Below are 25407 nucleotides of genomic sequence, written 5' to 3' on the forward strand. Positions count from 1 at the left end.
CAAAGCTTGAATTGATTAGGCTTTTGCCGCTTGTTGTAGCTTAATCAAAGCGTTAGCCAGTTCTGGTGATGGGTTTGAGTTTAAGAGTGGTAAGAATACCATTCGTAAGCTTGGGATCATCACAAGGTCAGCAAACAGTTGATTGAATAGGTTCTGGTTGCCTGTTTGGGCAAGGCGAAGCAAGAACTGCTCTGCGATTGTAGCGTCTTGTAATGTGTGCCAGCCTCTTCCTGCAAGACCAATCAATACCTCTTGGTGACTCAGTCTTGGGCTAGCCAGTACGCTGTTGACGACTTGTTTTGCAATTGAAGAGTCAGCGCCTGATAGAGCACGAACTAATGCAGACAGTAAGAATAGATCTGGATCTTGGCTGTTGATCTGGTCGTCAGCCATCTCTTGAATACGCTCTGCAAGCTTATCGCTAAGAGTGGCGTGTTCAAGTGCACCAAGGGTGGCATAAAGTGGTTCAGAAGGCAGTTTGCGAAGGGCTTTACGAATGGCAACGCCGTTTTGCTTGTCTCCTAATCGAGCACACATATCTGTGATGCCTTGCAAGCCCACGGTCTGCCAGTTCTCCCAACCAAGATCGCCCGTAAAGTAGTGCTGTGCATGCTCATAGTACTGGCTCGTTGGCAGTGATAGCTCAGCGCGAACTTGGCTATGGAATACCGCCATTTTGTCTTCTGATGGCTTAAAGGTATATGGGTTGTTAGAGAGCTTTTGCTGCTGCTCTTCACTCATATCGCCACTTAGACGAGTGCCCATTGCCTCCAGTACGAATTTTAAGAAGTTACCGATATCAGCTTGGCTCAATAGGCCGCGCTCATCGAGCTTAAATTTTAGAAACCAGATCCAAGGCTGCTTCTGTTCGTTCCAGTAGCTGATTGCTAGGTGTGCCTGTTTTTGTAATGGGAACGGGTAGGGCTGCATGCCTTGTTCAACATCGGCAAATAGATCGTTGTCGACTTTTTGAATTCGACGGCCAAGATCGTAGATTTCATATTGGCAGCCGCTATTTTTCAACAGCTGGGTGAGCGTGTGAATTGTTTCCATCAGTAATAAGCTCCTAACTTTCTTTCCCCAATAGATGGTACTCTATGGCCCAATTTCAAGGTCATGCGATAAATTACTTGGTGAAAAATGACGGCAACCACACAGTTATTCTCTTTGCTTCAGCAGTTGGAGCTGCAATTACAACACGCACAGCTATGGAGTGAGGTGCCACCTAACGATGAAGCACTGGCGAGCACGCAGCCTTTTGCTATTGATACGCTAGAGCCTGAACAGTGGCTTCAGTGGATATTCATTGCTCGAATCAAGGCGATGATCGCGTCAGGTGCAGCACTGCCCAAAGGTTTCTCAATGGCTCCTTACTTTGTTGAAGTGTGGAAAAATGATGCATCCAAGAGTGAACTATTAGTGACGATCAAGCAGATTGATGAGGTATGTGCTTAATGTTAGAGATCATCTATCAAGACGAGTATTTTGTCGCGGTCAATAAGCCTGCAGGTATGTTGGTTCACCGATCGTGGCTTGATAAGCATGAAACACAATTTGTTATGCAGACGCTGCGCGATCAAATTGGTCAACACGTTTTCCCTCTGCACCGTTTAGATAGGCCGACATCGGGCGTGCTCGTTTTTGCTTTATCAAGTGAAGTTGCCTCTGAGGTGATGCCGATGTTTGCGAACCATGAGATGCAGAAAACCTATCATGCGATCGTACGTGGGTGGATAGAAGAGGCTGATACCCTAGATTACGCACTTAAGGTTGAACTGGATAAGATCGCTGACAAGTTCGCAAAAGAAGATAAAGAGGCGCAGGAGGCGATCACTGTCTATGAGCCTCTCGCCAAAGTAGAAGTGCCGTATTCGACAGGGCGCTTTCCAACCAGTCGTTACTGTTTAGTTGAAATGTTGCCAAAGACAGGTCGAAAGCATCAGCTGCGTCGCCATATGGCCCACCTAAGACATCCAATTGTCGGGGATACTTCGCATGGTGATGGTAAGCACAATCGACTATTTAGAGAGAATCTCGATTCGCACCGTCTTCTGTTGCACGCTTCAGAGCTACGCTTCATTCACCCGTTTACTCAGCAAGAGGTGGTGATGAGAGCGAGTTTAGATGAGACTTGGCTGAACCTGTTTAGGCAGTTTGAGTGGGATACTGAGTTAGTTGCGCAGAAGTAAATCGCTGACTACAAAATAAAGTAAAGGGCTGATAGTGGAAGATTATCAGCCCTTTTTATTAACTTAAGAAAGGGATCACTTCAGTTTTTCTAGATCCGCTTCGATCTCTGCGATCTTGCTTGAAACTACTTTTTCTAGGTGACGTAAGTCGGTCAGTATCTTCTGTTTCACATCGACGTCACTGCTTGGTGATGGCTTGGTGATCTTATTCAGCTCATCAATCACTAGCGTTAGATTGCGGTTGATCTCAGTAACTTCTTTATATTGGTTGTTACCGCCGCTGACCAACACACTTTTTACTTGGCGTGGGTATTTGAATTTGACGCTTTTAGCGAACAGCTCGCCTTTTTGTTTGCGGAAGTAGATCTTTAGGATGTCTTTGTGAGCTTCTTGACGAAGTGAGTAACGTTCAATCTGTTTAGGTTCATGGATGCCTAAACCAGTGAGGTTTGGATACATAAGCGACCTCTAGTATCTGAATGGAAGACGGATTACATAGGTTAATGTAGCAGCCTAATCATGAGCTAGATAGCGCTGGTGAATGAATTGATACTAAGTTGTGGGCAAGATCGCTCTCTCGACCTTGCCCACACTAAAAGCAGAATATTCAACTACCTGCTAGAGGTGGTCTAACTATGGCGCGAGCTCTGATACGTGCTCAGTAAGACGTTCACGTAGGGCTTGCTGTTGCTCTTCGGTTAAGCGTCCTCCAATATCACTGGTTAAGATAAACAAGTCTTCGGCACGTTCACCTATGGTGGTAATTTTTGCTGCATGTAAGTTGATGTTGAGCTCGGCAAAGGTTGCACCCACTTGCGCCAACAATCCTGGCGTGTCGAGCGCTCTTAGCTCCATTAAGGTACGCTTTTTACTCTTGGTTGGTAAAAACTCTACGGAAGTTTTCACCTTAAAGTGCTGCAAATTACGCGGTGTGCGACGAGTTCTGATCTTGGTTGGTCGACCATCTTCCAATACATGGGTTAGGTGTTTGATGACCGCTTTATGTCTCGCCTCGTCGATCGCTTCGCCATGCTGATCGAGCACCATAAAGGTATCGAGAACATGACCATCTTTACTTACCATCACTTGAGCATCATGGACGTTGAAGTTGCGTCTATCCAGCTCTGCGACCACGGTTGCAAACAACGCAGGTTGGTCTTTTGAATACACAAATACTTCTGTGCCGCCACGCGTTGGTTTTTTACTGATCAGTACCAGTGGCTGGCTAGAGTCTTCGAGGCGCAGCAGGTTCTCACAGTGCCAAGCGATCTGCTTATGGCTATGGCGCAGGAAGTAGTCAGCCTTAAAGCGTTGCCACAGCACCTCTATTTCGCGTGCAGTAAAGCCTTCTTTACGCAATAGGGCAGATGCCATCTGTTGGTTGTGGCGAATACGGTCACGCACATCGACAGGGTTCTCTAAGCCACGGCGCAGAGCTCGCTGAGTAGAGTGGAAGAGTTCAGCTAACAGAGTTCGCTTCCAGCTGTTCCAGAGCTCAGGGTTGGTTGCACAGATATCAGCGACAGTTAGACAGACCAGATACTCCAGTGACTCTTCATCACGTACTTTCTTGGCGAACTCTGTGATGACGTCCGGGTCGTAAATGTCACGACGCTGAGCGGTTACTGACATCAGTAGGTGGTTTTGAACCAGCCAAGAGACAAGCTTAGCTTCGGGTTTAGATAGGCCGTGTTCGATACAGAAAGAGTAAGCTTCGACAGCACCAATCTCAGAGTGATCACCACCACGCCCTTTACCGATATCATGGAAAATGGCTGCCAGAATCAACAGCTCTTTTTTCTGAATACGTGGGTAAACTTCACAACAGATAGGGTGTTTGTCGTGGTTGGCGGCATAACTAAAACGGTTAATGTGCTTCAGCAGTCGAATGCTGTGTTCATCCACGGTGTAAACATGGAAAAGGTCGAATTGCATCTGACCGACAATCTGACTCCACTGTGGTAGGTAAGCGGAAAGTACCCCAAGTTTGTGCATCAGGCTAAAGGCTTTATGCAGTGCGTTAGGGTGGCGTACCAAGGCCATGAACTTTTCACGCGCTTCAGGGATCGTATGCAGAAAGCGGTTAAGCCTGCGACGTGCAGTACGTAGCTGTCTTAACGTTGGAGGACTCACGCCTTCGATAGAGGAGTCATTAGCGATATGTATAAACATATCGAGAATGGTTTCTGGACGCGCTTGAAATAGGGCTGGCTTACGAGCCTCAATCAAAGAGCCGCGTCTTTGAAAGTCTTCATCGAGAATTTGAGCGTCTTGGGTCTCTCCGCCATTAATGATCGCCTGATCAAACAGTTTAAGCAGCATTTTGTTGAGCTCAGCGACACGACGTAGGGTTCGATAGAACTCCTTCATCATCATCTCTACGCCGCGATTACCTTCACCAGAGTAGCCAAGGTGTTCGGCAACCTGAGCTTGGTGGGCAAAGGTGAGGCGGTTGTCGTAGCGGCGCAGTTCAATATGTAGCGCAAAACGTACGCGCCATAAGAAATCCTGACATTCGACTAATTCGCGGTACTCGGCGTCGGTAAGGAAGCCATATTTGCTCATCTCAAGTAGAGACGTCGCGCCAAAGTGACGGCGAGCAACCCAACTTAATGTATGAATGTCGCGCAGGCCGCCCGGAGTCGACTTGATGTCTGGCTCTAAGTTGTAGGTTGTGTCGTGATAGCGCGCATGACGCTCTTTCTGCTCTTGAATCTTGGCTTTGTAGAAGGTTTCGCTTGGCCAAAATGAGTCAGAATGTATCTTCATTTTAAGTTGCTGAAAGGTATCTTCACTGCCACACAATAAACGAGATTCTTGCAGGTTCGTTGCTACTGTAAGATCGGCACTGCCAATGTCTAAACATTCAGCGACGGTTCTAACTGCGTGACCGACTTCTAATCTCAGATCCCAAAGGAGCGTGATGAACTCGCTGACCTTATCGCCTAACGCTTTGGGTAGCGTTTTCTGGGAAACGACAAGAATATCAATGTCGGAAAGCGGGTGAAGTTCGCCGCGGCCATAGCCGCCCACAGCAACTAGGCTGATGTGGGGTAATTCACTAAATCCAAAGTGCTGCCACAGTCGACTCAAAATACGATCCATATATTCGGAGCGTGAGAGGACTAGGTCGGTAACGGGGTGATGATTGAGAAACTCGTTTTTCTGATGCTCGGTGAACTGTTCGAGTTTTTGTTTGAGTTCACTGATTTCTATCTGTTCTTCTTTGAACGTAAGAGGACATTGGTATGGCATAGTTTGCTATCCGTGCAAGCAAAAATAGGAATAACAGACAATTTACCAGAGGTTGCGCGGAAACCGAAATGGTTGTGCAAACGGTTTATCGAAGAGAGATGAGAAGATCTGCAGATAAAAAAATATCCTCGACAAGGCGAGGACATTTTCATTCTTTCGAGCTGTTTAATTCGATGAATTAAGCGTTTTTCATGATACGAGGAATAGTATCATCGCTACGCAGCGTTAGAACTTCACAACCAGTGTCTGTTACAACAAGTGTGTGCTCCCACTGTGCAGAGTTCTTGCTATCTGCTGTGTACACTGTCCAGCTGTCTTCGTCATCAAGACGGCAACCAAACTTACCTGCGTTGATCATTGGCTCGATAGTGAAACACATACCCGCTTTCAGTACTGTGCGGTCATTGTTTTTGTAGTGTACGACTTGTGGATCTTCATGGAACTCAGAACCGATGCCGTGGCCACAGTAATCTTTTACGATAGAGAACTTAGCACGAGGGTTGTTCTTGTTGTTGGTCTTGATGTACTTCTCAATCGCAGTACCGATTTGACCCAGTTGAACACCTGGCTTAACTTGACGCATGCCTTCGTATAGGGCTTCTTGTGCAACCATACATAGACGTTTGTTTGCTGGTGATACGTCACCAACTAGGAACATTTTAGAAGTGTCACCGTGGTAGCCTTGAGGACGTACGCTTAAGTCTGCGTCTTTGTCATCAGGGATGATAACCGTGATGTCTACGTTTAGGATGTCACCGTCTTTAAGTACAGCTGGCTTGTGCTGACCAGTACTGCCCACTTCGTCTTGCTCTGCTGGAATACCGTGACAAACGATGTGGTTGATAGAAGTACAAATTGACTTAGGGAAACCATGGTAATCAAGGGGAGCTGAATATGCGCCTTTCTCTAGAGCGTACTCGTGGCAAAGCTTGTTCAGCTCTTCCGTTGTCGTACCCACTTGAATATGAGGTTCGATCATCTCTAGGATTTCTGCAGCCAGTTTCCCGGCGACGCGCATTTTTTCGATTTCTTCAGCAGTTTTAATTTTTACAGCCATTGCATATCTCTTAATTAGGTCGCACCTAAGTGTGCGTATGGGGCTATTCTAGCAGTGCAGCAGTTTAGCGCAACACTGCCATACCCATACTAAAGAGATGGTTACTCTTGGTGCTGGTGGAAAGACGACAAATGATTCCATCACAGCAACGTAAAAAAGCACTTTATCAGTAGCTGTTGTTGAGCTTTAAAACAGAATTTTTTCTAGCCAAAGATAGACAAAATATGGTATAAAGCGCGCCGGACATCAGGACTGTTTTCTCCCTCTTGGCGAAACAGCCTTTGTGTTCACTTACTATATCTTTAAATCACACACATTCCGACACATGTTCCGGGGTGCTTCAACAACATAAATAACCGCTGCTTTAAGCCGTTAGTTGTTAGGGGTCGGATTCATGGGGGATGTGGAGGCCTAACCCCATAGAGGATTTTAAAATGGCAACTGTATCAATGCGCGATATGCTAAAAGCTGGTGTTCACTTCGGTCACCAAACTCGTTACTGGAACCCAAAAATGAAGCCATTCATCTTTGGTGCTCGTAACAAGGTTCATATCATCAACCTAGAAAAAACTGTACCAATGTTCAACGACGCTCTAGCTGAACTAGCTAAAGTTGGCGAGAAGAAAGGTAAAGTTCTTTTTGTTGGTACTAAGCGCGCTGCATCTGAAGCTGTTAAAGAAGCTGCTGTAAACAGCAACCAGTTCTACGTTAACAACCGCTGGTTAGGCGGTATGCTAACGAACTACAAAACTGTTCGTCAGTCTATCAAGCGTCTAAAAGACTTAGAAGCTCAAGCTCAAGACGGTACTTTCGACAAGCTAACTAAGAAAGAAGCTCTAATGCGCACTCGTGAAATGGAGAAGCTAGAGAAGTCTCTTGGTGGTATCAAGAACATGGGCGGCCTACCAGACGCTCTATTCGTAATCGATGCTGATCACGAACACATCGCAGTTAAAGAAGCAAACAACCTAGGTATCCCAGTTTACGCTGTAGTTGATACTAACTCTAACCCAGACGGCGTTGACTTCGTTATCCCAGGTAACGACGATGCAATCCGTGCAGTACAGCTTTACCTAAACGCTGCTGCAGACGCGGTTAAAGAAGGTCGTAACAAAGACGTTGCTGCTGTAGCTGCTGAAAAAGATGGTTTTGTAGAAGCTGAATAATAGCGGCTCTGAATCACGCTTGGCTTACTAATATAGATTTTGAAATCTTTATTAAATGTAAGCTAAGTTATAGTTAGATCGGGGGCCTCATTTTGGCCCCTGATTTTTACCTTATTTTCGAATCAACCGAGGAATAGAGAATGGCAACTGTAACTGCTGCTCTAGTTAAAGAACTTCGCGAGCGCACTGGCGCTGGCATGATGGAATGTAAGAAAGCGCTTGTAGAAGCAAACGCTGACATCGAACTAGCAATTGAAAACATGCGTAAATCTGGCGCAGCGAAAGCAGCTAAGAAAGCTGGTAACGTTGCTGCTGAAGGCGCAATCATCATCAAAGAAGAGAACGGCGTAGCTGCTCTTCTTGAAGTTAACTGTCAAACTGACTTCGTAGCAAAAGATGCTAGCTTCACTGCATTCGCAGAAGAAGTAGCAGCTGACGCAGTAGCTACTCAAGCTTCTGTAGAAGAGCTACAAGCTAAGTTCGAAGAAACTCGCGTTGCTCTAGTTGCAAAAATCGGCGAAAACATCAACATCCGTCGCGTAGCATACGTACAAGGTGCTGCACTAGCTTCTTACCGTCACGGTGAGAAAATCGGTGTTGTTGTAGCTGGTGAAGGCGAAGCTGAAACTCTTAAGCACGTTGCAATGCACGTTGCTGCATCTCGTCCTGAGTTCGTTAACCCAGAAGACGTACCTGCAGACGTAGTAGCTAAAGAGAAAGCTGTTCAAGTTGAAATCGCTATGAACGAAGGCAAGCCTCAAGAGATCGCTGAGAAAATGGTTATCGGCCGTATGAAGAAATTCACGGGCGAAATCTCTCTAACAGGTCAAGCTTTCATCATGGAACCTAAGAAAACTGTTGGCGAAATCCTTAAAGAGAAAGGCGCTGCAGTATCTAACTTCGTACGTCTAGAAGTTGGTGAAGGTATCGAGAAAGCTGCTGAAATGAGCTTCGCTGACGAAGTTGCAGCGGTACAAAAAGGTTAATCCTTAGCGTATTGTTCGAAAAAAGACCGTGGCCCATGCTACGGTCTTTTTATGAATAGCGCATGGAAAATTAACCGTGATGAATGGATAAGAATCTCGACACATTTTTGTCTATTCATGACTGTTAATCATCAACTCTTTGGAAGGTAAACTCCATGACTACGAACCCTAAACCAGCGTATCAACGTATTCTGTTAAAACTTAGCGGTGAAGCGCTACAAGGCGAAGAAGGTTTTGGTATTGACCCAACGATCCTTGATCGTATGGCTCAAGAAGTAAAAGAATTGGTTGAACTAGGCGTTCAAGTAGGTGTTGTAATTGGTGGCGGTAACCTTTTCCGTGGCGCAGGTCTTGCTGAAGCAGGTATGAACCGCGTTGTGGGTGACCACATGGGTATGCTAGCAACAGTAATGAACGGCCTTGCTATGCGTGACGCTCTACACCGTGCTTACGTAAACGCACGTGTAATGTCTGCAATCCCTCTTAAAGGTGTATGTGACGACTACAACTGGGCTGATGCGATTTCTCAACTTCGTCAGGGTCGTGTTGTGATCTTCTCTGCGGGTACAGGTAACCCATTCTTCACTACAGATTCTGCTGCATGTCTACGTGGTATCGAGATTGAAGCTGATGTTGTGCTAAAAGCAACTAAAGTAGATGGTGTATTTACGGCAGACCCAGTAGCAAACCCAGACGCAGAGCTGTATGATACTTTGTCTTACAACACAGTTCTTGAGAAAGAGCTAAAAGTAATGGACTTGGCTGCATTTACGCTAGCACGTGATCACAAGATGCCAATCCGCGTATTTAACATGAACAAGCCAGGCGCACTACGCCGCGTGGTGATGGGTGAGACTGAAGGTACATTAATCAGCGAAACTGAATAATGACCCTCTCGCCAAGGTATTGCCTTGGCGAGTTTATTTTCATCACTCCTAAGAAGCTTTCTTGAAGAAAGAACATAATCAAGGTGAAATTGTGATTAACGAAATCAAAAAAGACGCTCAAGAGCGCATGGAAAAAAGTGTTGAAGCACTAAGAAATAGCCTTCAAAAAATCCGTACAGGTCGTGCGCACCCAAGCCTACTATCTGGTATTTCTGTAGAGTACTACGGTGCACCAACACCTCTGACTCAAGTTGCTAACGTTATCGCTGAAGATGCTCGTACTCTAGCAATTACAGTGTTTGATAAAACACTAACGCCACTAGTTGAAAAAGCGATCATGACTTCTGACCTAGGTCTAAACCCTATGTCTGCGGGTACGGTTATCCGTGTTCCACTTCCACCGCTAACGGAAGAGCGTCGTAAAGACCTAGTTAAAATCGTTCGTGGCGAAGCTGAAGGTGGCCGTGTTGCTATCCGTAACATCCGTCGTGACGCAAACAGCGACCTAAAAGCACTTCTTAAAGATAAAGAAATCTCTGAAGACGAAGATCGCAAAGCACAAGACGAAATTCAAAAGCTAACTGACGCTGCGGTTAAGAACGTAGATGAAGTACTAGCAACTAAAGAAAAAGAGTTGATGGAAGTTTAATTTTCCACATTCTTCTCTGTTGGAAAAACGCTGTTCTCACCGTTCAGCGTTTTTTTATGCTACTCTGTCCGACTATTGGAATTTGATTCACTCTTTTATGCATAATTCTCAAGCGTTCACAGACTCTCTCCCAAAGCACATTGCTATCATCATGGATGGTAATGGCCGCTGGGCTAAGGCTCAGGGTAAACCTCGCGTATTTGGCCATAAAAATGGCGTTCAAGCGGTTCGTAAAACCATCTCATCTTCTGCAAGACTCGGCATTAAAGCCGTAACCTTGTTTGCGTTCAGCAGTGAAAACTGGCGTCGCCCAGAGGAAGAAGTGGGTGTCCTTATGGAGCTTTTTATTACCGTTCTCGCTAGCGAAGTTAAAAAGCTGCATAAGAACAATCTACAGTTACGTGTTATTGGTGACAAAAGTCGTTTCAATGAGCGACTACAAAAGAAAATTGAAGAAGCGGAAGCTTTAACCAGTAATAACACCGGTATGGTTGTTAACATTGCTGCCAACTATGGCGGCAAGTGGGATATTCAACAGGCAGTTAAGTCAATTGCAACCCAAGTGAAAGAGGGCGAACTCAATATTGATGAGATCGATGAGCCATTGATCACTTCGCACCTTACTATGTCTGATATTCCAGAAGTCGATCTGCTTATTCGCACTAGCGGTGAATGTCGAATCAGCAACTTCATGCTGTGGCAACTTGCTTATGCAGAAATGTATTTCACAGAACAGTACTGGCCTGACTTTAACGAAGATAGCTTAGTTGAAGCTGTAACATGGTTTGTAAATCGAGAGCGTCGATTTGGTTGTACTGGTGAGCAAATCAAAGCAATGATGGACAGCTAATAAGGATTTTTTAGTTTGAAACAACGAATTATAACTGCGCTGATCTTAGCTCCTCTGGTTATTCTGGGCATTTTCGAGTTATCACTGGCAACCTTCATTTTATCACTATTCGTGATTACCCTTTTAGGTTACTGGGAATGGACTCAGTTCGTAGAGAGCAAGTCACGTTACTTGGCTCTTGTGCCAACGGTGGCGATCAGTGTTGCAAGCTTCGCGTTAATTCCATTTGATGCGTTTAGCTTAAACCACCTCTCAAGCGCGCACTTTGCGGTGTTAGCGATCGGTTCTGTATGGTGGGTTATCGCAAGTGGTTTAGCTGTGACCTATCCTAAGTCTACGTCAGCATGGCAGGGTTCTAGTTTACTGAGACATTGTTTCGGTATTTTGACACTACTCCCGTTCTTTTGGAGCGTAGTGATTCTAAGAGCAAATGGTATCGACCAAGACCCATACCATGGTGCTAAGCTGGTTATGTTTGTTTGTTTGCTTGTATGGGCAGCGGACAGCGGTGCTTACTTTGCTGGAAAGAGCTTTGGTAAACGTAAAATGGCGCCAGCAGTGAGTCCAAATAAAACCATTGAAGGTTTGATTGGCGGTATCATTACTGCGCTGATTGTTGCATGGATTTTCGCGGGTCTATTTGATATTCAATTTACTAGTCCGATCCAAATGATTGCGATCACTTTAATTACCGTAGTGATCTCTGTATTGGGTGACCTCGTTGAAAGTATGTTCAAGCGAGTTTCTGGTATTAAAGACAGCAGCAATTTAATTCCTGGTCACGGTGGAATACTGGACCGAATTGACAGCTTAACCGCTGCCTTCCCAGTCTTTGCTCTGCTTTACTTAGCATTCTAAATTTTAAGGGCAGAGCAATCTGCCCTTTGTTTTATTCCTACGGTCTTACTGAGATGCGAAATCTAACTATCCTTGGCGCAACAGGCTCAATTGGTGCGAGCACCCTAAGAGTCGTTGAACAGAATCCTACTCAATACAATATTGTGGCGCTATCTGCGGGTTCTAATGTAGAAAAAATGCGAGCGCTAGTGACTAAGTGGCAGCCAGAGTACGTTGCTATGGCGTGTCCTCAAGCGGCTGAAGAACTAGAGCGTCAGCTGCAACAAGACTCTGTTTCAACGGTAGTGTTAAGTGGCAATGATGGCATGTGTCAGGTTGCGGCTTTAGACCATGTCGATACAGTGATGGCAGCTATTGTTGGTGCTGCTGGTTTGTTGCCAACGATGTCTGCGGTAAAGGCTGGTAAGCGTATTTTGCTTGCAAACAAAGAAGCTTTGGTTATGTCGGGGCAGTTGTTTATCGATGCCGTCGAAAAGTACGGTGCTGAACTGCTTCCTGTCGACAGTGAGCACAATGCGATTTTCCAATGCTTGCCAGAGCGAGTTCAAACTCAACTTGGCCGTTGCGACCTTGCCGAAAACGGCATCAACCATATCCTTTTGACTGGATCTGGCGGTCCATTCCGCTACACAGAAGTATCTGAGCTGGAGTCGGTGACTCCGCAAAAAGCGATAGCGCACCCTAACTGGTCTATGGGGCCTAAGATCTCAGTCGACTCTGCGACTATGATGAATAAAGGCCTTGAGTACATTGAAGCGAAATGGCTTTTTAATGCATCTCAAGAGCAGCTGAAAGTGATTATTCATCCGCAGTCAGTGATTCACTCTATGGTGCAATACAAAGACGGTTCAGTATTGGCACAAATGGGCGAGCCTGATATGGCAACGCCAATCGCACTGACGATGTCTTACCCAGACCGTATCGATGCTGGTGTGAAGCCTCTCGATTTTACCAAAGTAGGTGAGTTGACTTTCTTAGAGCCGGATTATGCACGCTACCCATGCTTAAAACTGGCCATTGAAGCTTGTTATCTTGGACAGCATGCTACAACGGCAATTAATGCTGCAAATGAAGTGGCGGTGGATGCATTCTTAAATGAAAAAGTGAAATTTACCGACATTGCTGTGATTAACGAACACGTTATGAACAAAGTCTGTGAACAGCACACGTCTGAAAGTCTAGATAGCTTGGAAAGCTTGCTAGAGCTAGATACTATGTCACGAAACCTTGCCGTTCAGTTTATTGAAGAGCAGTTGTTATGAGTGGAATTTTATGGAACTTCGTATCCTTCATCGTTGCGTTAGGGATACTGGTCGCAGTTCATGAGTTTGGCCATTTTTGGGTCGCTCGTCGCTGTGGCGTAAAAGTTGAAAAGTTTTCGATTGGTTTTGGTAAATCAATCTGGAGCAAAGTCGGAAAAGATGGCACCGAGTACAGCCTGTCGATTATTCCTCTTGGTGGCTACGTTAAAATGCTCGACGGTCGAGTCGATGACGTCACCGAAGAGCAGCAACAATACGCTTTTGATAAGAAGCCTTTGTGGAAGCGAACGGCGATTGTGGGTGCTGGCCCAGCGTTTAACTTTTTGTTCGCCATTTTTGCCTATTGGTTAGTCTTTTTGATAGGTGTGCCTGCAGTTAAGCCCGTAATTGGTGAGGTGGCTCCGCAATCTATAGCTGCTCAAGCAGGAATTGAATCTGGAATGGAACTTAAATCTATTTCAGGAATCAAAACCGCTGATTGGGAATCTGTGAACATTGGTCTGATCTCACATATTGGTGATGACAGCATGACAGTGACCGTAGCTACTCAAGACAATATTGGTCTAGAACAAAAGTTGACTCTTGATCTGACTCAATGGTCTTTTGACCCTGAAACAGAATCGGCAATGTCGACCTTAGGCTTCAAACCATTTTCTCCTGAAATCTCAACAACGCTTGCTCAGGTAATGGAAGATGGTGCGGCGTATTCAGCAGGCTTTGAAGTAGGTGACCAGATTGTCAGCATTGATGGCATAGAGGTGAATGATTGGCCGATGGTGGTCGAAGCCATTCGCTCTAATCCTGAACAAGCATTGAATATCGCTGTCGACCGCAACGGCTATCAAATTGAGCTGACGTTAACACCGAAATCTCGTGAACTGTCTGATGGTAGTTCAATCGGTTATGCTGGTATTGCTCCAGAAGTCGCAGAATGGCCGGAAGACTATCGCTTTGAGCTGCAATTTGGTGTATTTGAAGCAGTAGGAAAGGCGATTGATAAAACGGGTCAAATCATTGACCTAACACTGACGATGCTTAAGAAGCTTATCGTGGGTGATGTAGGGTTAAATAACCTAAGTGGGCCAATCTCGATTGCTAAAGGTGCGGGCACTACAGCAGATTATGGCTTGGTTTATTTCTTAGGTTTCTTAGCTCTGATTAGTGTGAACTTAGGCATTATTAATTTAGTACCGCTGCCTATGTTAGATGGCGGTCATTTGCTCTTTTTCGCTATTGAGGCAATTACTCGTAAACCTGTACCAGAAAAGGTACAAGAGATGGGATACCGAGTGGGCAGTGCGATTATCTTCTCACTGATGGCCCTAGCAATATTTAACGACTTTACTCGTCTGTGAATGGTTCCTCACAGGCTTTGGTAGTAGCAAGGAATAATTAGAATAAGTATGGCGATTAAGCAAATTCTGTTCGCAAGTCTATTGGCCACAAGCGTGGCTGCGAATGGAGCAGAAAACTTCGTAGTTCAAGATATTAAGATTGAAGGCCTACAACGCGTAGCATTAGGTGCTGCTCTCTTGAAAATGCCAGTGCGTATTGGCGACCAAGTAGACGAAAGCGATGTATCTGAGATCATTCGTGCGCTTTACGCATCAGGCAACTTTGAGAACGTAAAAGTATTACGTGATGAAGGTGTGTTGATTGTTCAAGTTAAAGAGCGTCCAACAATCGCTAGTATCTCTTTTTCTGGCAACAAAGCGATTAAAGAAGAGCAGCTTCAGCAAAACCTAGATGCATCAGGTGTGCGTGAAGGTGAAGCGCTAGATCGTACGACGCTGAGCAACATTGAAAAAGGGTTAGAAGACTTTTACTACAGCGTGGGTAAATACAACGCGACTGTAAAAGCGGTGGTAACACCTCTCCCTCGTAACCGTTCAGACCTTAAGTTTGTGTTCACTGAAGGTGTATCTGCGAAGATCCAACAGATCAACTTCATCGGTAACGAAGTATACAGTGATGAGGAGTTGTTGAGCCGCTTTAACCTTAATGTGGATGTTGCTTGGTGGAACTTCTTAGCGGACGAAAAATATCAGAAGCAAGTGCTTGCGGGTGATATTGAAGCGTTGAAATCATACTACCTGGACCGTGGTTACTTAAAATTCCAAGTTGATTCGACTCAAGTCTCTATCTCACCTGATAAGAAGGGCGTGTACATTACGCTTGGCCTAGATGAAGGTAAGCCTTATAAGGTGAAAGACGTTAAGTTCCGTGGTGAGCTTATTGGTCGAGAAGCGGACTTCGAAGCGCTGGTACCGTTTGAAGAGGGTGATACCTACAACGGTTCTGCGGTGACCTCTCTAGAAGAGAACGTTAAGCGTATCCTAGGTGAGTCAGGCTATGCCTACCCACAAGTACGTACTATTCCTGAATTTGACGATGAGAGTCAGGAAGTTTCTTTGGTTATTAACGTAGAAGCGGGCAGCCGTATCTACGTGCGTGATATCCGTTTCACGGGTAACAACTCAACTAAAGATGAAGTACTACGTCGTGAAATGCGTCAAATGGAAGGCAGCTGGCTTAACTCGAAGTCTATTGATACGGGTAAAAGCCGCTTGAATCGTTTGGGCTTCTTCGAGACCGTTGATGTTCAGACGGTACGTGTTCCGGGTACCGAAGACCAAGTTGATTTGGTTTACAACGTGAAAGAAGCAAACTCGGGTAGCATTAACTTTGGTGTCGGCTACGGTACTGAATCAGGCATCAGTTTCCAAGTTGGTCTTCAGCAAGATAACTTTGCGGGCTCTGGTAATCGTGTTGGTGTCAGTGCCATGATGAACGATTACCAAAAGAATGTGAGCTTGGACTATCGCGACCCATACTGGAACCTTGATGGTGTGAGTTTGGGTGGTAAGATCTTCTACAACGAATTTGAAGCATCGGAAGCGGGTATTGTTGACTATACCAACCAAAGTTATGGTACCAGCCTGACTTGGGGTTTCCCTATGGATGAACTAAACCGTCTTGAGTTTGGTGTCGGTTACACCCACAACAAGATCGGTAATGTTCCTACCTATATTCAAGTTGAACAGTTTGCTAGAAGTATCAACCAATATGGTGATGAAAACATCCTTACCGATGATTTCGACATCAACATCGCTTGGACGCGTAACAATCTGAACCGTGGCTTCTTCCCAACTGCGGGTAACCACCAACGTGCTTTCGCTAAAATGACAGTACCAGGCTCTGACGTTAAGTACTTCAAGATGCAGTACGATGTAAAACATTACATCCCGCTGACTAAAAAGCATGAGTTTACGCTACTGATGCGTGGTCGTTTAGGCTATGGTAATGGTTATGGCCAGACAGATGGTAATGACAACCTGTTCCCATTCTACGAGAACTACTACGCTGGTGGCTTCACAACGTTGCGTGGATTCGGCTCTAACTCTGCTGGTCCAAAGGCTGTTTACTCAAACAGCACGGGTAACAACCCGACTTACGATACAGCAACTGATGACTCAATTGGTGGTAACGCAATCGCACTTGCAAGCTTAGAGTTAATTGTACCGACGCCATTTGCTTCAGATGAGGCTCGCAGCCAGATTCGAACCAGTGTGTTCTTCGATATGGCAAGTGTATGGGATACAGAGTTTGTCGATCGTGAAGCGCCGAGTAACGGCTCTCAGTACTACTACGATTACTCTGACCCAACACATTATCGTTCTTCATACGGTGCAGCCCTACAGTGGATGTCGCCAATGGGACCACTGGTTTTCTCTCTAGCTAAACCAATTAAAATTTACGAAGGTGATGATGAAGAGTTCTTCACATTCACCATTGGTAGAACTTTCTAATACTTAAAGGACAATATTTTGAAAAATATGATGAAAGCAGCAGGTCTAGGCCTAATCGTTCTTAGCTCTTCTTTCTTTGCAACAGCTGCAGAAGCGGCACAGAAAATTGGCTACGTGAACACTGCACAAGTATTCCAAGCTCTACCTCAGCGTGAAGTTGTTCTTCAAAAAATGCAGGAAGAGTTCAAAGACAAAGCGGCTGAACTGCAAAGCATTCAAGCAGAAGCTCAAACCAAGATTGAGAAGCTAAAGCGTGATGGCGAGCTACTTGGTCCAGAAGAAGTTGAAAAACTGCGTATTGAAGTTGGTCAACTAGACAGCAAGTACAAGATTAAAGCGCAAGCGCTTGAGAAAGCGAGTCAACGTCGTGAAGCTCAAGAGAAGCAGAAGCTATTTAAAGTGATTCAAGAAGCAGTAGAAAAAGTAGCTGAGAAAGAGGGCTACGACATGATCGTAGACATCTCTACACTTCAATACGCGAAACCTGAATACAATATCTCTGAGAAAGTAATCAAATCACTGAAATAAGCTCTATGAAGAATCTGACTTTAGCCGAACTGGCAGAAATTACCGGAGGTGAGCTACATGGTGAAGGCAGCGTGGTTGTCTCGGCAGTAGCTCCAATGGATAAGGCACAAAAAGGGGATGTGACATTCCTTTCAAATGCAAAGTACAGCAAGCACTTAGCTGAATGCAAAGCCTCTGCTGTGATGGTAAAAGAGAGTGAACGCGAACTGTGCACAACTCACGTAATTGTGGTTGATGATCCATATGTTGCGTTTGCGAAAGTGGCACAAGCTCTTGATACTACTCCTGAACCGGCTTCGGCTATCGCAGATTCTGCAGTGATTGCTGAGTCAGCGGTTTTAGGTGCTAACGTATCTATCGGTGCGAATGCGGTGATTGAATCTGGTGTTGAACTGGGTGATAACGTTGTAGTTGGTGCCGGCTGTTTCATCGGCAAAAATGCGAAAATTGGCTCAGGCACTAAGCTGTGGGCTAATGTGAGCATCTACCATGAAGTCGTGTTAGGTGAAGCATGTTTGGTTCAATCAAGTACAGTGATTGGTTCTGATGGCTTTGGTTATGCGAATGAGAAAGGCGAGTGGATTAAGATTCCTCAAGTCGGCACCGTTCGCATTGGTAACCGTGTTGAGATTGGTGCATGTACGACGATTGACCGTGGTGCGCTAGATGACACTGTTATTGAAGATAACGTAATCATTGATAACCAGATGCAAATTGCTCATAACGTTCACATCGGATATGGTTCAGCGTTGGCGGGTGGTACTATCGTCGCTGGCAGCACAACGATAGGTAAGTACTGTATCATTGGTGGTGGTAGCGTTATCAATGGTCATATTGAGATCGCTGATGGCGTAACGATTACCGGTATGGGTATGGTTATGCGTAGCATCACTGAGAAAGGTATGTACTCTTCAGGTATTCCTTTACAGCCAAATAAAGAGTGGCGTAAAACGGCAACGCGCGTTCACCGTATTGATGAGATGAACAAGCGTCTGAAAACTGTTGAAAAACTTATCGAGAAGGGCTCGGAATCATAATTCCAGCATTTCTAATTAAAAGGCTCGCGTCATGCGGGTCTTTTTCGTTTATAATCCCTTTAATTGACTAAAGAATACAAATAGGAATACGACTTTGACTACTGAACAGAAAACGATGAACATTACTGAAATTCAGGAACTACTACCTCATCGCTACCCATTCCTAATGATCGACCGTGTTACTCACTTTGAAGAAGAGAAAACACTGACAGCGATTAAGAATGTCTCTGTGAACGAGCCTCAGTTTACTGGCCACTTCCCACAACTTCCTGTATTCCCAGGTGTGTTGATTCTTGAAGCAATGGCTCAAGCAACAGGTCTGCTTGCATTTAAATCTTTTGGTGCACCATCAGAGAATGAGCTTTACTACTTTGCGAGTGTTGATAAAGCTAAGTTTCGCAAGCCAGTAGTCCCTGGTGACCAGCTTGTTATTGAAGTGGAATTCCTTAAAGAACGCCGTGGCATCGCATCATTCAATGGTGTAGCAAAAGTGGACGGTGAAGTAGTATGTTCAGCTGAACTAAAATGCGCTCGTAGAGAGTTTTAATATGATCCATGAAACAGCAAACATTCACCCAGCAGCGGTAATAGAAGGTGAGGTGACCATTGGTGCAAACGTATCTGTGGGGCCATTCACTTACATTTCTGGCAACGTAACTATTGGTGAAGGCACTGAAGTTATGTCGCATGTTGTGATTAAAGGTCACACGACAATCGGTAAAGATAACCGAATCTTCCCGCATGCTGTGATTGGTGAAGAGAACCAAGATAAAAAGTACGGTGGTGAAGATACGACGGTAGTTATTGGTGATCGCAACGTGATTCGTGAAGCGGTTCAAATTCACCGTGGTACGGTTCAAGATAAAGCGACCACAGTGATTGGTGATGACAACCTGCTTTGTGTTAACGCTCACGTAGCGCATGACGTTATTGTTGGTAACCACACCCACATTGGTAACAATGCTATCCTGGGTGGTCACGTAACGGTTGGTGATTACGCCGGTGTTATGGCGCTATCTGCTATCCACCCATTCTGCTCTATCGGTGTTTATGCTTACATTGGCGGCTGTTCTGCAGTTGTACAAGATGTACTTCCATATGTTCTGGCTCAAGGTAACCATGCGGCGCCATTTGGCTTGAACCTTGTTGGTTTGAAGCGTAATGGTTTCGAGAAGCCTGAGATTCGTGCGCTACAAAAAGCGTATAAAGAAATCTACCGTTCAGGTAAAACGCTAGACGAAGCAAAAGAGACATTGGTAGAGATGGCGAATGAATTCCCATCGATCAACCCAATGCTTGAAATGCTTGAAAACTCAGAGCGCGGAATTATCCGATAGTAAAATGACAGGGTAAATGGCGTTTATGTGTGTATTCACAGTTTCATTCACCCATTAACAAAAAGATCGCTCTCACATAAGCGATCTTTTTTGTTTTAAGCCGTAAGGAATCAGGAAAGGTTTATGTCAGTAGAAACGATGCAATCAAATCATAATCAAGCGCCTTCTGAACGCCGATTAAGAGTGGGTATTGTTGTTGGTGAACTCTCTGGTGATACCCTAGGTGAAGGCTTCATGAAAGCGATTCAAGAGCAGTATCCTAATGCGGAGTTTGTTGGTATTGGTGGTCCAAAAATGAAAGCCTTGGGCTGCGAGTCTCTGTTCGAAATGGAAGAGCTTGCTGTAATGGGTTTGGTGGAAGTGCTTGGAAGACTGCCACGATTGCTGAAAGTTAAGGTGGAGTTGGTGAAGTATTTCACGAGTAACCCACCAGACGTTTTTATTGGCATTGATGCGCCAGATTTCAATTTACGCCTTGAGTTAGACCTAAAAAATGCAGGTATTAAAACGGTTCACTATGTGAGTCCATCAGTGTGGGCATGGCGTCCTAAACGTATCTTCAAAATCGATAAAGCGACCGACTTAGTATTAGCATTCCTTCCATTCGAAAAGGCGTTTTACGACAAATATAACGTTGCGTGTGAGTTCGTTGGGCATACGTTAGCTGATGCGATTCCATTAGAGCCAAATCAGGCAGAAGCGCGTGAATTGCTCGGTTTAGAGCAAGACAAGAAGTGGTTAGCCGTGCTTCCTGGCAGCCGTGGCGGTGAAATGAAGCTGATTGCTCAACCATTTATCGAAACTTGCCAACGCATTCATGAAAAGTACCCGGATATCGGCTTTGTTGTCGCAGCTGTGAATGAGACCCGCAAACAGCAGTTTACCGAGATCTGGAAGGCAACAGCACCAGAGCTTGATTTTGTTATTGTGCAAGATACTGCGCGCAATGTAATTACCGCTGCCGATTCAGTACTACTCGCTTCTGGTACGGTTGCGCTGGAATGTATGCTACTGAAACGCCCGATGGTGGTTGGTTATAAGGTAAATAAACTGACGGGCTACATTGTTAAGAAGCTAGCGATTACCGAGTTTGTTTCTTTGCCTAACATTCTTGCTGGCGAAGAGATCGTTAAGGAGCACATCCTTGAAGAGTGTCACCCTGACTTCTTATTCCCGTCGGTAGATGCCATGCTTTCTCGTGATAACTCTGCTTTAATCGAGCGCTTTACCGAGATGCACCACTGGATTCGTAAAGATGCTGATAAACAAGCGGCGAACCAAGTGTTGAAGCTGATTGGCTGGTCAACGCAAGACAAATAACAGATTACTAAATGCCCAAGAGAACACTATGGCTGTAAAAGATAAAAAAGAGCTTCCTCCTTTCGAGTACCCAGCAGGCTACCAGTTGTTTGCTGGCGTTGATGAAGTTGGTCGTGGGCCTTTGGTCGGTGATGTGGTAACCGCAGCGGTAATTCTTGACCCAAACAACCCAATTGAAGGGCTTAATGACTCAAAGAAGTTGTCAGAAAAGAAACGTTTGGCCCTATTGCCTGAGATCAAAGAGAAAGCGCTAGCGTGGTCTGTAGGACGCTGCTCTCCTCAAGAAATCGATGAGTTAAATATCCTTCAAGCGACCATGGTTGCGATGCAGCGTGCGATCGCTGGTTTGAGTGTACAACCTGATATGGCATTGATTGATGGTAACCGAGTACCTGATTTACCAATGGCAGGTCAAGCCGTTGTCAAAGGCGATCTTCGAGTTGCAGAAATCAGTGCAGCTTCGATCATTGCCAAGGTGGTGAGAGACCAAGAGATGGAAGAGTTGGACAAGCTACATCCTGAATTTGGTTTTGCGAAACATAAAGGCTATCCAACCAAAGCACACTTTGAAGCTATTGAAAAACATGGTGTGACTGAGCATTATCGTAAGAGCTTTAAGCCTGTAAAACGCATTTTAGGGCTTGATTAGCAGTCGCGTTGGCCAACAGAAACTCATAGAATTAATAAAACGTTGTTACCCCCTAGGCTTAGCCTAGAAATCAGGAAGAAGAATGTCAGATCCTAAATTCGTCCACCTTCGTGTTCATAGTGACTTTTCAATGGTCGATGGACTCTCCAAAGTACCGCCGTTGGTGAAAAAAGTTGCTGAGATGGGCATGCCTGCGATGGCGCTCACCGACTTTACCAACTTATGTGGTCTGGTGAAGTTTTATGGCACAGCTCATGGCTGTGGTGTAAAGCCTATCATTGGTGCAGACTTCCTGATGCAGTCTCCAGAGTTTGGTGAAGAGCTTACACGTTTAACCGTGCTAGCGACGGACAACAAGGGTTACAATAACCTAACTCTTTTGATATCGAAAGCCTATCTTCGTGGGCATGTTCAACACCACCCTGTTATTGATAAAGAATGGCTGATTGAGAATGCGGAAGGCTTAATTATTCTATCTGGTGCGAAAGACGGCGAGATTGGTAAAGCACTATTGAAGGGCAATCAAGCTCTTGTCGATAGCTGTGTTGCTTTCTACAAAGAACACTTTTCCGATCGCTTTTATCTTGAATTGATTCGTACTGGTCGTCCTGATGAAGAGTCTTACCTGCACTTTGCTCTGGATCTTGCAGAACGAGTAGAACTGCCAGTGGTTGCGACCAACGAAGTAGTCTTTATCTCAGAAGACTTGTTCGAAGCGCACGAGATTCGAGTCGCGATTCATGATGGGTACACTTTAGAAGACCCTCGACGCCCTAAAAACTACAGTGAGCAGCAATATCTTCGTAGTGAAGAAGAGATGTGCGAGCTCTTTGCTGACATTCCAGAAGCTCTAGAAAACAGTGTTGAGATTGCTAAGCGTTGTAACGTTACGGTTCGTTTAGGTGAGTACTTCCTACCAAACTTTCCGACAGAAGGTCTGGCAATTGAAGACTTCTTGATTAAGAAATCTGAAGAGGGCTTAGAGCGCCGTCTTGCGTTTCTTTTCCCTGATGAACAAGTACGTGCCGAGCGCAGACCAGAGTATGACGATCGTTTGAAAGTCGAACTTGAAGTAATTAATAACATGGGTTTCCCGGGTTACTTCTTGATCGTAATGGAGTTCATCCAGTGGTCTAAAGATAATGATGTACCGGTAGGCCCTGGTCGTGGTTCGGGTGCGGGTTCGCTGGTGGCCTACGCGTTGGATATCACCGATCTTGATCCACTTGAATACGATCTCCTCTTCGAACGTTTCTTGAACCCAGAACGTGTCTCAATGCCCGATTTCGATATCGACTTCTGTATGGATAAGCGTGACCAGGTTATTGACCACGTAGCAGAAATGTATGGTCGTGATGCGGTATCTCAGATCATCACGTTCGGTACCATGGCGGCAAAAGCGGTCATTCGCGACGTGGGGCGTGTACTTGGTCACCCGTTTGGCTTCGTTGATCGAATCTCCAAACTCGTCCCGCCTGATCCGGGAATGACTCTCGACAAAGCCTTTAAAGCTGAGCCAGCATTGCCAGAGCTGTATGATGGTGATGAAGAGGTGCGTGAGCTGATCGACAAATGTCGTATCCTTGAAGGTTGTACTCGTAACGCCGGTAAGCACGCGGGTGGTGTTGTAATCTCACCAACCACCATCACGGACTTTGCACCTATCTATGCTGATGCCGAGGGTAACTTCCCGGTAACTCAGTTTGATAAGAACGACGTAGAAACTGCAGGTCTGGTTAAGTTTGACTTCTTGGGTCTGCGTACTCTGACAATTATCGACTGGGCGTTAGGGTTAGTAAACCCAAGACTTGAGCGCGAAGGCAAAGATCCAGTTCGTATCGAATCGATTCCGTTAGATGACCAAGCGTCGTTCAACCTGTTACAAAATTCAGAAACTACTGCGGTATTCCAGCTGGAATCTCGTGGTATGAAAGATCTAATCAAACGTCTTCAACCTGACTGTTTCGAAGATATTATCGCATTGGTAGCGCTGTTTCGTCCGGGGCCACTGCAATCGGGCATGGTAGATAACTTTATCGACCGTAAGCACGGCCGAGAAGCTATTTCATACCCAGATGAAACATGGCAACACGAATCGTTAAAAGAGACGCTTGAGCCAACCTACGGCATTATCTTGTATCAAGAGCAGGTAATGCAGATTGCCCAAATCCTCGCGGGTTATACGCTAGGTGGCGCAGATATGTTGCGTCGTGCGATGGGTAAGAAAAAGCCAGAAGAGATGGCGAAGCAGCGCGGTACTTTTAAAGAGGGTGCAGAAGCCAACGGAGTAGATGGCGAACTGGCCATGAAAATCTTCGACTTGGTAGAGAAGTTTGCAGGCTACGGTTTTAACAAATCTCACTCTGCTGCCTATGCTCTGGTTTCTTATCAAACTCTATGGCTGAAAACGCACTATCCTGCTGAATTTATGGCTGCGGTAATGACAGCGGATATGGATAACACTGAGAAGGTCATCGGCCTTGTGGATGAGTGTTTCCGTATGAAGTTGAAGCTGCTGCCGCCAGATATCAACTCTGGCTTATACCGCTTCAATGTAGATGAAGACGGGGCGATTGTTTACGGCATTGGCGCGATTAAAGGGGTAGGTGAAGGCCCGATTGAAGCGATCATCGAAGCCAGAAACAAGGGCGGGTATTTTAAAGACCTGTTTGATTTCTGTGCTCGTATCGACCTCAAGAAAGTCAATAAGCGTGTTATTGAAAAGCTCATTATGTCGGGTGCACTCGATCGTTTAGGTCCACACCGAGCGGCAATGATGGCTTCGCTTAACGATGCGGTGAAAGCGGCGAGCCAACATCACCACGCTGAATCGTTCGGTCAATCGGATATGTTTGGTGTGTTGACTGATGCGCCAGAAGAGGTCGAACAGAAATATACTCAGGTACCTAAATGGCCAGAGAAGGTATGGTTAGAAGGGGAAAGAGAAACTCTAGGCCTATACCTAACAGGTCACCCGGTTAATGCGTATATTAAAGAGCTTGCCAAATACACTAGTTGCCGCCTAAAAGATGCGACACCGACTCGTCGCGATCAGTCACTGACGATTGCCGGCTTAGTGATTGCGGCTCGAGTGATGACCACTAAACGTGGTACACGAATCGGCTTGATGACGATCGACGATCGATCTGGTCGAATGGAAGTGATGTTGTTCTCAGATGCGCTCGAACGCTACGCAGAATTGCTCGAAAAAGACAAAATTGTGGTCGTTTCCGGACAGGTCAGCTTTGATGACTTCAATGGTGGGCTTAAAATGTCCGCGCGCGAGGTCATGGACTTAGGAAGCGCCCGAGAAAAATATGCTCGCGGATTATCGATTTCTATCGATCAATCACAAATTAATGGTCAATTTTTTGAGCGTTTTAGCCAAATCTTAGAACCATATAGAGCCGGAACGGTCCCAGTCAATGTATACTACCAGCGTGCCGACGCTAGAGCGCGGTTAACATTGGGCACAGAATGGCGCGTAACGCCAAGTGATACATTGATAGATGAATTAAAACAGCTACTTGGAAATAGCCAAGTAGAACTCGAATTTAACTAAAATTCA

General features: G+C 45.4%; 22 protein-coding genes. 18 read left to right on the top strand and 4 right to left on the bottom strand.

Annotated features, from left to right (window positions below; translation table 11 throughout):
* Positions 1-15 precede the first annotated feature (15 nt).
* Positions 16-1053: a DUF3549 family protein gene (locus tag AC6R05_RS03090; protein ID WP_150869132.1), complete on the bottom strand. Its 1038-nt coding sequence runs from the start codon at positions 1051-1053 to the stop codon at positions 16-18.
* An 87-nt stretch (positions 1054-1140) separates the two neighbouring features.
* Between AC6R05_RS03090 and AC6R05_RS03095 the strand changes: the two genes are divergently transcribed.
* Both AC6R05_RS03095 and truC read left to right on the top strand, forming a co-directional pair.
* Positions 1141-1455, top strand: coding sequence for a YqcC family protein (locus AC6R05_RS03095; protein WP_285466126.1), 315 nt, complete (start codon positions 1141-1143; stop codon positions 1453-1455).
* Positions 1455-2189, top strand: coding sequence for a tRNA pseudouridine(65) synthase TruC (gene truC / locus AC6R05_RS03100; RefSeq protein ID WP_500646565.1), 735 nt, complete (start codon positions 1455-1457; stop codon positions 2187-2189). The genes AC6R05_RS03095 and truC overlap by 1 nt, the downstream gene beginning before the upstream one ends.
* Positions 2190-2264: 75 nt before the next feature.
* Here the strand turns inward: truC and AC6R05_RS03105 are convergent, their stop codons facing one another.
* The 3 genes from AC6R05_RS03105 to map form a co-directional block, all read right to left on the bottom strand.
* Positions 2265-2648 carry a DUF3461 family protein gene (locus tag AC6R05_RS03105; protein WP_032551697.1) on the bottom strand — a complete coding sequence of 128 codons (384 nt, stop codon included), beginning with the start codon at positions 2646-2648 and terminating at the stop codon, positions 2265-2267.
* 174 nt (positions 2649-2822) lie between these two features.
* Positions 2823-5444 (bottom strand): bifunctional uridylyltransferase/uridylyl-removing protein GlnD, encoded by a 2622-nt coding sequence (gene glnD / locus AC6R05_RS03110; RefSeq protein ID WP_032551698.1) that lies wholly within the window; start codon positions 5442-5444, stop codon positions 2823-2825.
* 178 nt (positions 5445-5622) lie between these two features.
* Positions 5623-6501 (bottom strand): type I methionyl aminopeptidase, encoded by an 879-nt coding sequence (map, locus tag AC6R05_RS03115; RefSeq protein WP_152469160.1) that lies wholly within the window; start codon positions 6499-6501, stop codon positions 5623-5625.
* Between the two features lie 434 nt (positions 6502-6935).
* Between map and rpsB the strand changes: the two genes are divergently transcribed.
* The 16 genes from rpsB to dnaE all read left to right on the top strand — a co-directional run bounded on the left by rpsB (position 6936) and on the right by dnaE (position 25401).
* A complete protein-coding gene (gene rpsB, locus AC6R05_RS03120; protein ID WP_032551700.1) occupies positions 6936-7667 on the top strand; it encodes a 30S ribosomal protein S2 in 732 nt (243 codons plus the stop codon).
* 140 nt (positions 7668-7807) lie between these two features.
* Positions 7808-8653, top strand: a complete 846-nt coding sequence (gene tsf / locus AC6R05_RS03125; RefSeq protein ID WP_004738584.1) for a translation elongation factor Ts — start codon at positions 7808-7810, stop codon at positions 8651-8653.
* Between the two features lie 155 nt (positions 8654-8808).
* On the top strand, positions 8809-9540 hold the full coding sequence (gene pyrH / locus AC6R05_RS03130) for a UMP kinase (RefSeq protein WP_032551701.1): 732 nt from the start codon (positions 8809-8811) through the stop codon (positions 9538-9540).
* Positions 9541-9631: 91 nt separating this feature from the next.
* Positions 9632-10189: a ribosome recycling factor gene (gene frr, locus AC6R05_RS03135; RefSeq protein ID WP_032551765.1), complete on the top strand. Its 558-nt coding sequence runs from the start codon at positions 9632-9634 to the stop codon at positions 10187-10189.
* Positions 10190-10286: 97 nt separating this feature from the next.
* Positions 10287-11039 (top strand): undecaprenyl pyrophosphate synthase, encoded by a 753-nt coding sequence (gene uppS / locus AC6R05_RS03140; protein ID WP_032551702.1) that lies wholly within the window; start codon positions 10287-10289, stop codon positions 11037-11039.
* Between the two features lie 15 nt (positions 11040-11054).
* Positions 11055-11897, top strand: a complete 843-nt coding sequence (locus AC6R05_RS03145) for a phosphatidate cytidylyltransferase (protein ID WP_032551703.1) — start codon at positions 11055-11057, stop codon at positions 11895-11897.
* Between the two features lie 53 nt (positions 11898-11950).
* A complete protein-coding gene (ispC, locus tag AC6R05_RS03150) occupies positions 11951-13159 on the top strand; it encodes a 1-deoxy-D-xylulose-5-phosphate reductoisomerase (RefSeq protein WP_500646566.1) in 1209 nt (402 codons plus the stop codon).
* Positions 13156-14514: a sigma E protease regulator RseP gene (gene rseP, locus AC6R05_RS03155; RefSeq protein WP_500646567.1), complete on the top strand. Its 1359-nt coding sequence runs from the start codon at positions 13156-13158 to the stop codon at positions 14512-14514. Before ispC ends, rseP begins: the two co-directional genes overlap by 4 nt.
* A gap of 48 nt (positions 14515-14562) precedes the next feature.
* On the top strand, positions 14563-16968 hold the full coding sequence (gene bamA / locus AC6R05_RS03160; protein WP_500646568.1) for an outer membrane protein assembly factor BamA: 2406 nt from the start codon (positions 14563-14565) through the stop codon (positions 16966-16968).
* A 27-nt stretch (positions 16969-16995) separates the two neighbouring features.
* Complete coding sequence (locus tag AC6R05_RS03165; protein ID WP_032551707.1) at positions 16996-17496, top strand: OmpH family outer membrane protein; 501 nt, start codon at positions 16996-16998, stop codon at positions 17494-17496.
* 5 nt (positions 17497-17501) lie between these two features.
* Positions 17502-18533 (top strand): UDP-3-O-(3-hydroxymyristoyl)glucosamine N-acyltransferase, encoded by a 1032-nt coding sequence (gene lpxD / locus AC6R05_RS03170; protein WP_500646569.1) that lies wholly within the window; start codon positions 17502-17504, stop codon positions 18531-18533.
* Positions 18534-18627: 94 nt separating this feature from the next.
* The gene (gene fabZ, locus AC6R05_RS03175) at positions 18628-19080 is read left to right on the top strand and encodes a 3-hydroxyacyl-ACP dehydratase FabZ (protein ID WP_032551709.1); all 453 of its coding nucleotides are present in this window, start codon (positions 18628-18630) and stop codon (positions 19078-19080) included.
* 1 nt (position 19081) lies between these two features.
* A complete protein-coding gene (lpxA, locus tag AC6R05_RS03180) occupies positions 19082-19870 on the top strand; it encodes an acyl-ACP--UDP-N-acetylglucosamine O-acyltransferase (protein ID WP_500646570.1) in 789 nt (262 codons plus the stop codon).
* Positions 19871-19993: 123 nt separating this feature from the next.
* On the top strand, positions 19994-21190 hold the full coding sequence (gene lpxB / locus AC6R05_RS03185; RefSeq protein WP_500646571.1) for a lipid-A-disaccharide synthase: 1197 nt from the start codon (positions 19994-19996) through the stop codon (positions 21188-21190).
* Positions 21165-21839: a ribonuclease HII gene (gene rnhB, locus AC6R05_RS03190; protein WP_285406546.1), complete on the top strand. Its 675-nt coding sequence runs from the start codon at positions 21165-21167 to the stop codon at positions 21837-21839. The genes lpxB and rnhB overlap by 26 nt, the downstream gene beginning before the upstream one ends.
* An 82-nt stretch (positions 21840-21921) precedes the next feature.
* A complete protein-coding gene (gene dnaE, locus AC6R05_RS03195) occupies positions 21922-25401 on the top strand; it encodes a DNA polymerase III subunit alpha (RefSeq protein ID WP_285466116.1) in 3480 nt (1159 codons plus the stop codon).
* Positions 25402-25407 lie beyond the last annotated feature (6 nt).

This window comes from Vibrio sp. R11-SG3-ISO9, assembly GCF_059834255.1.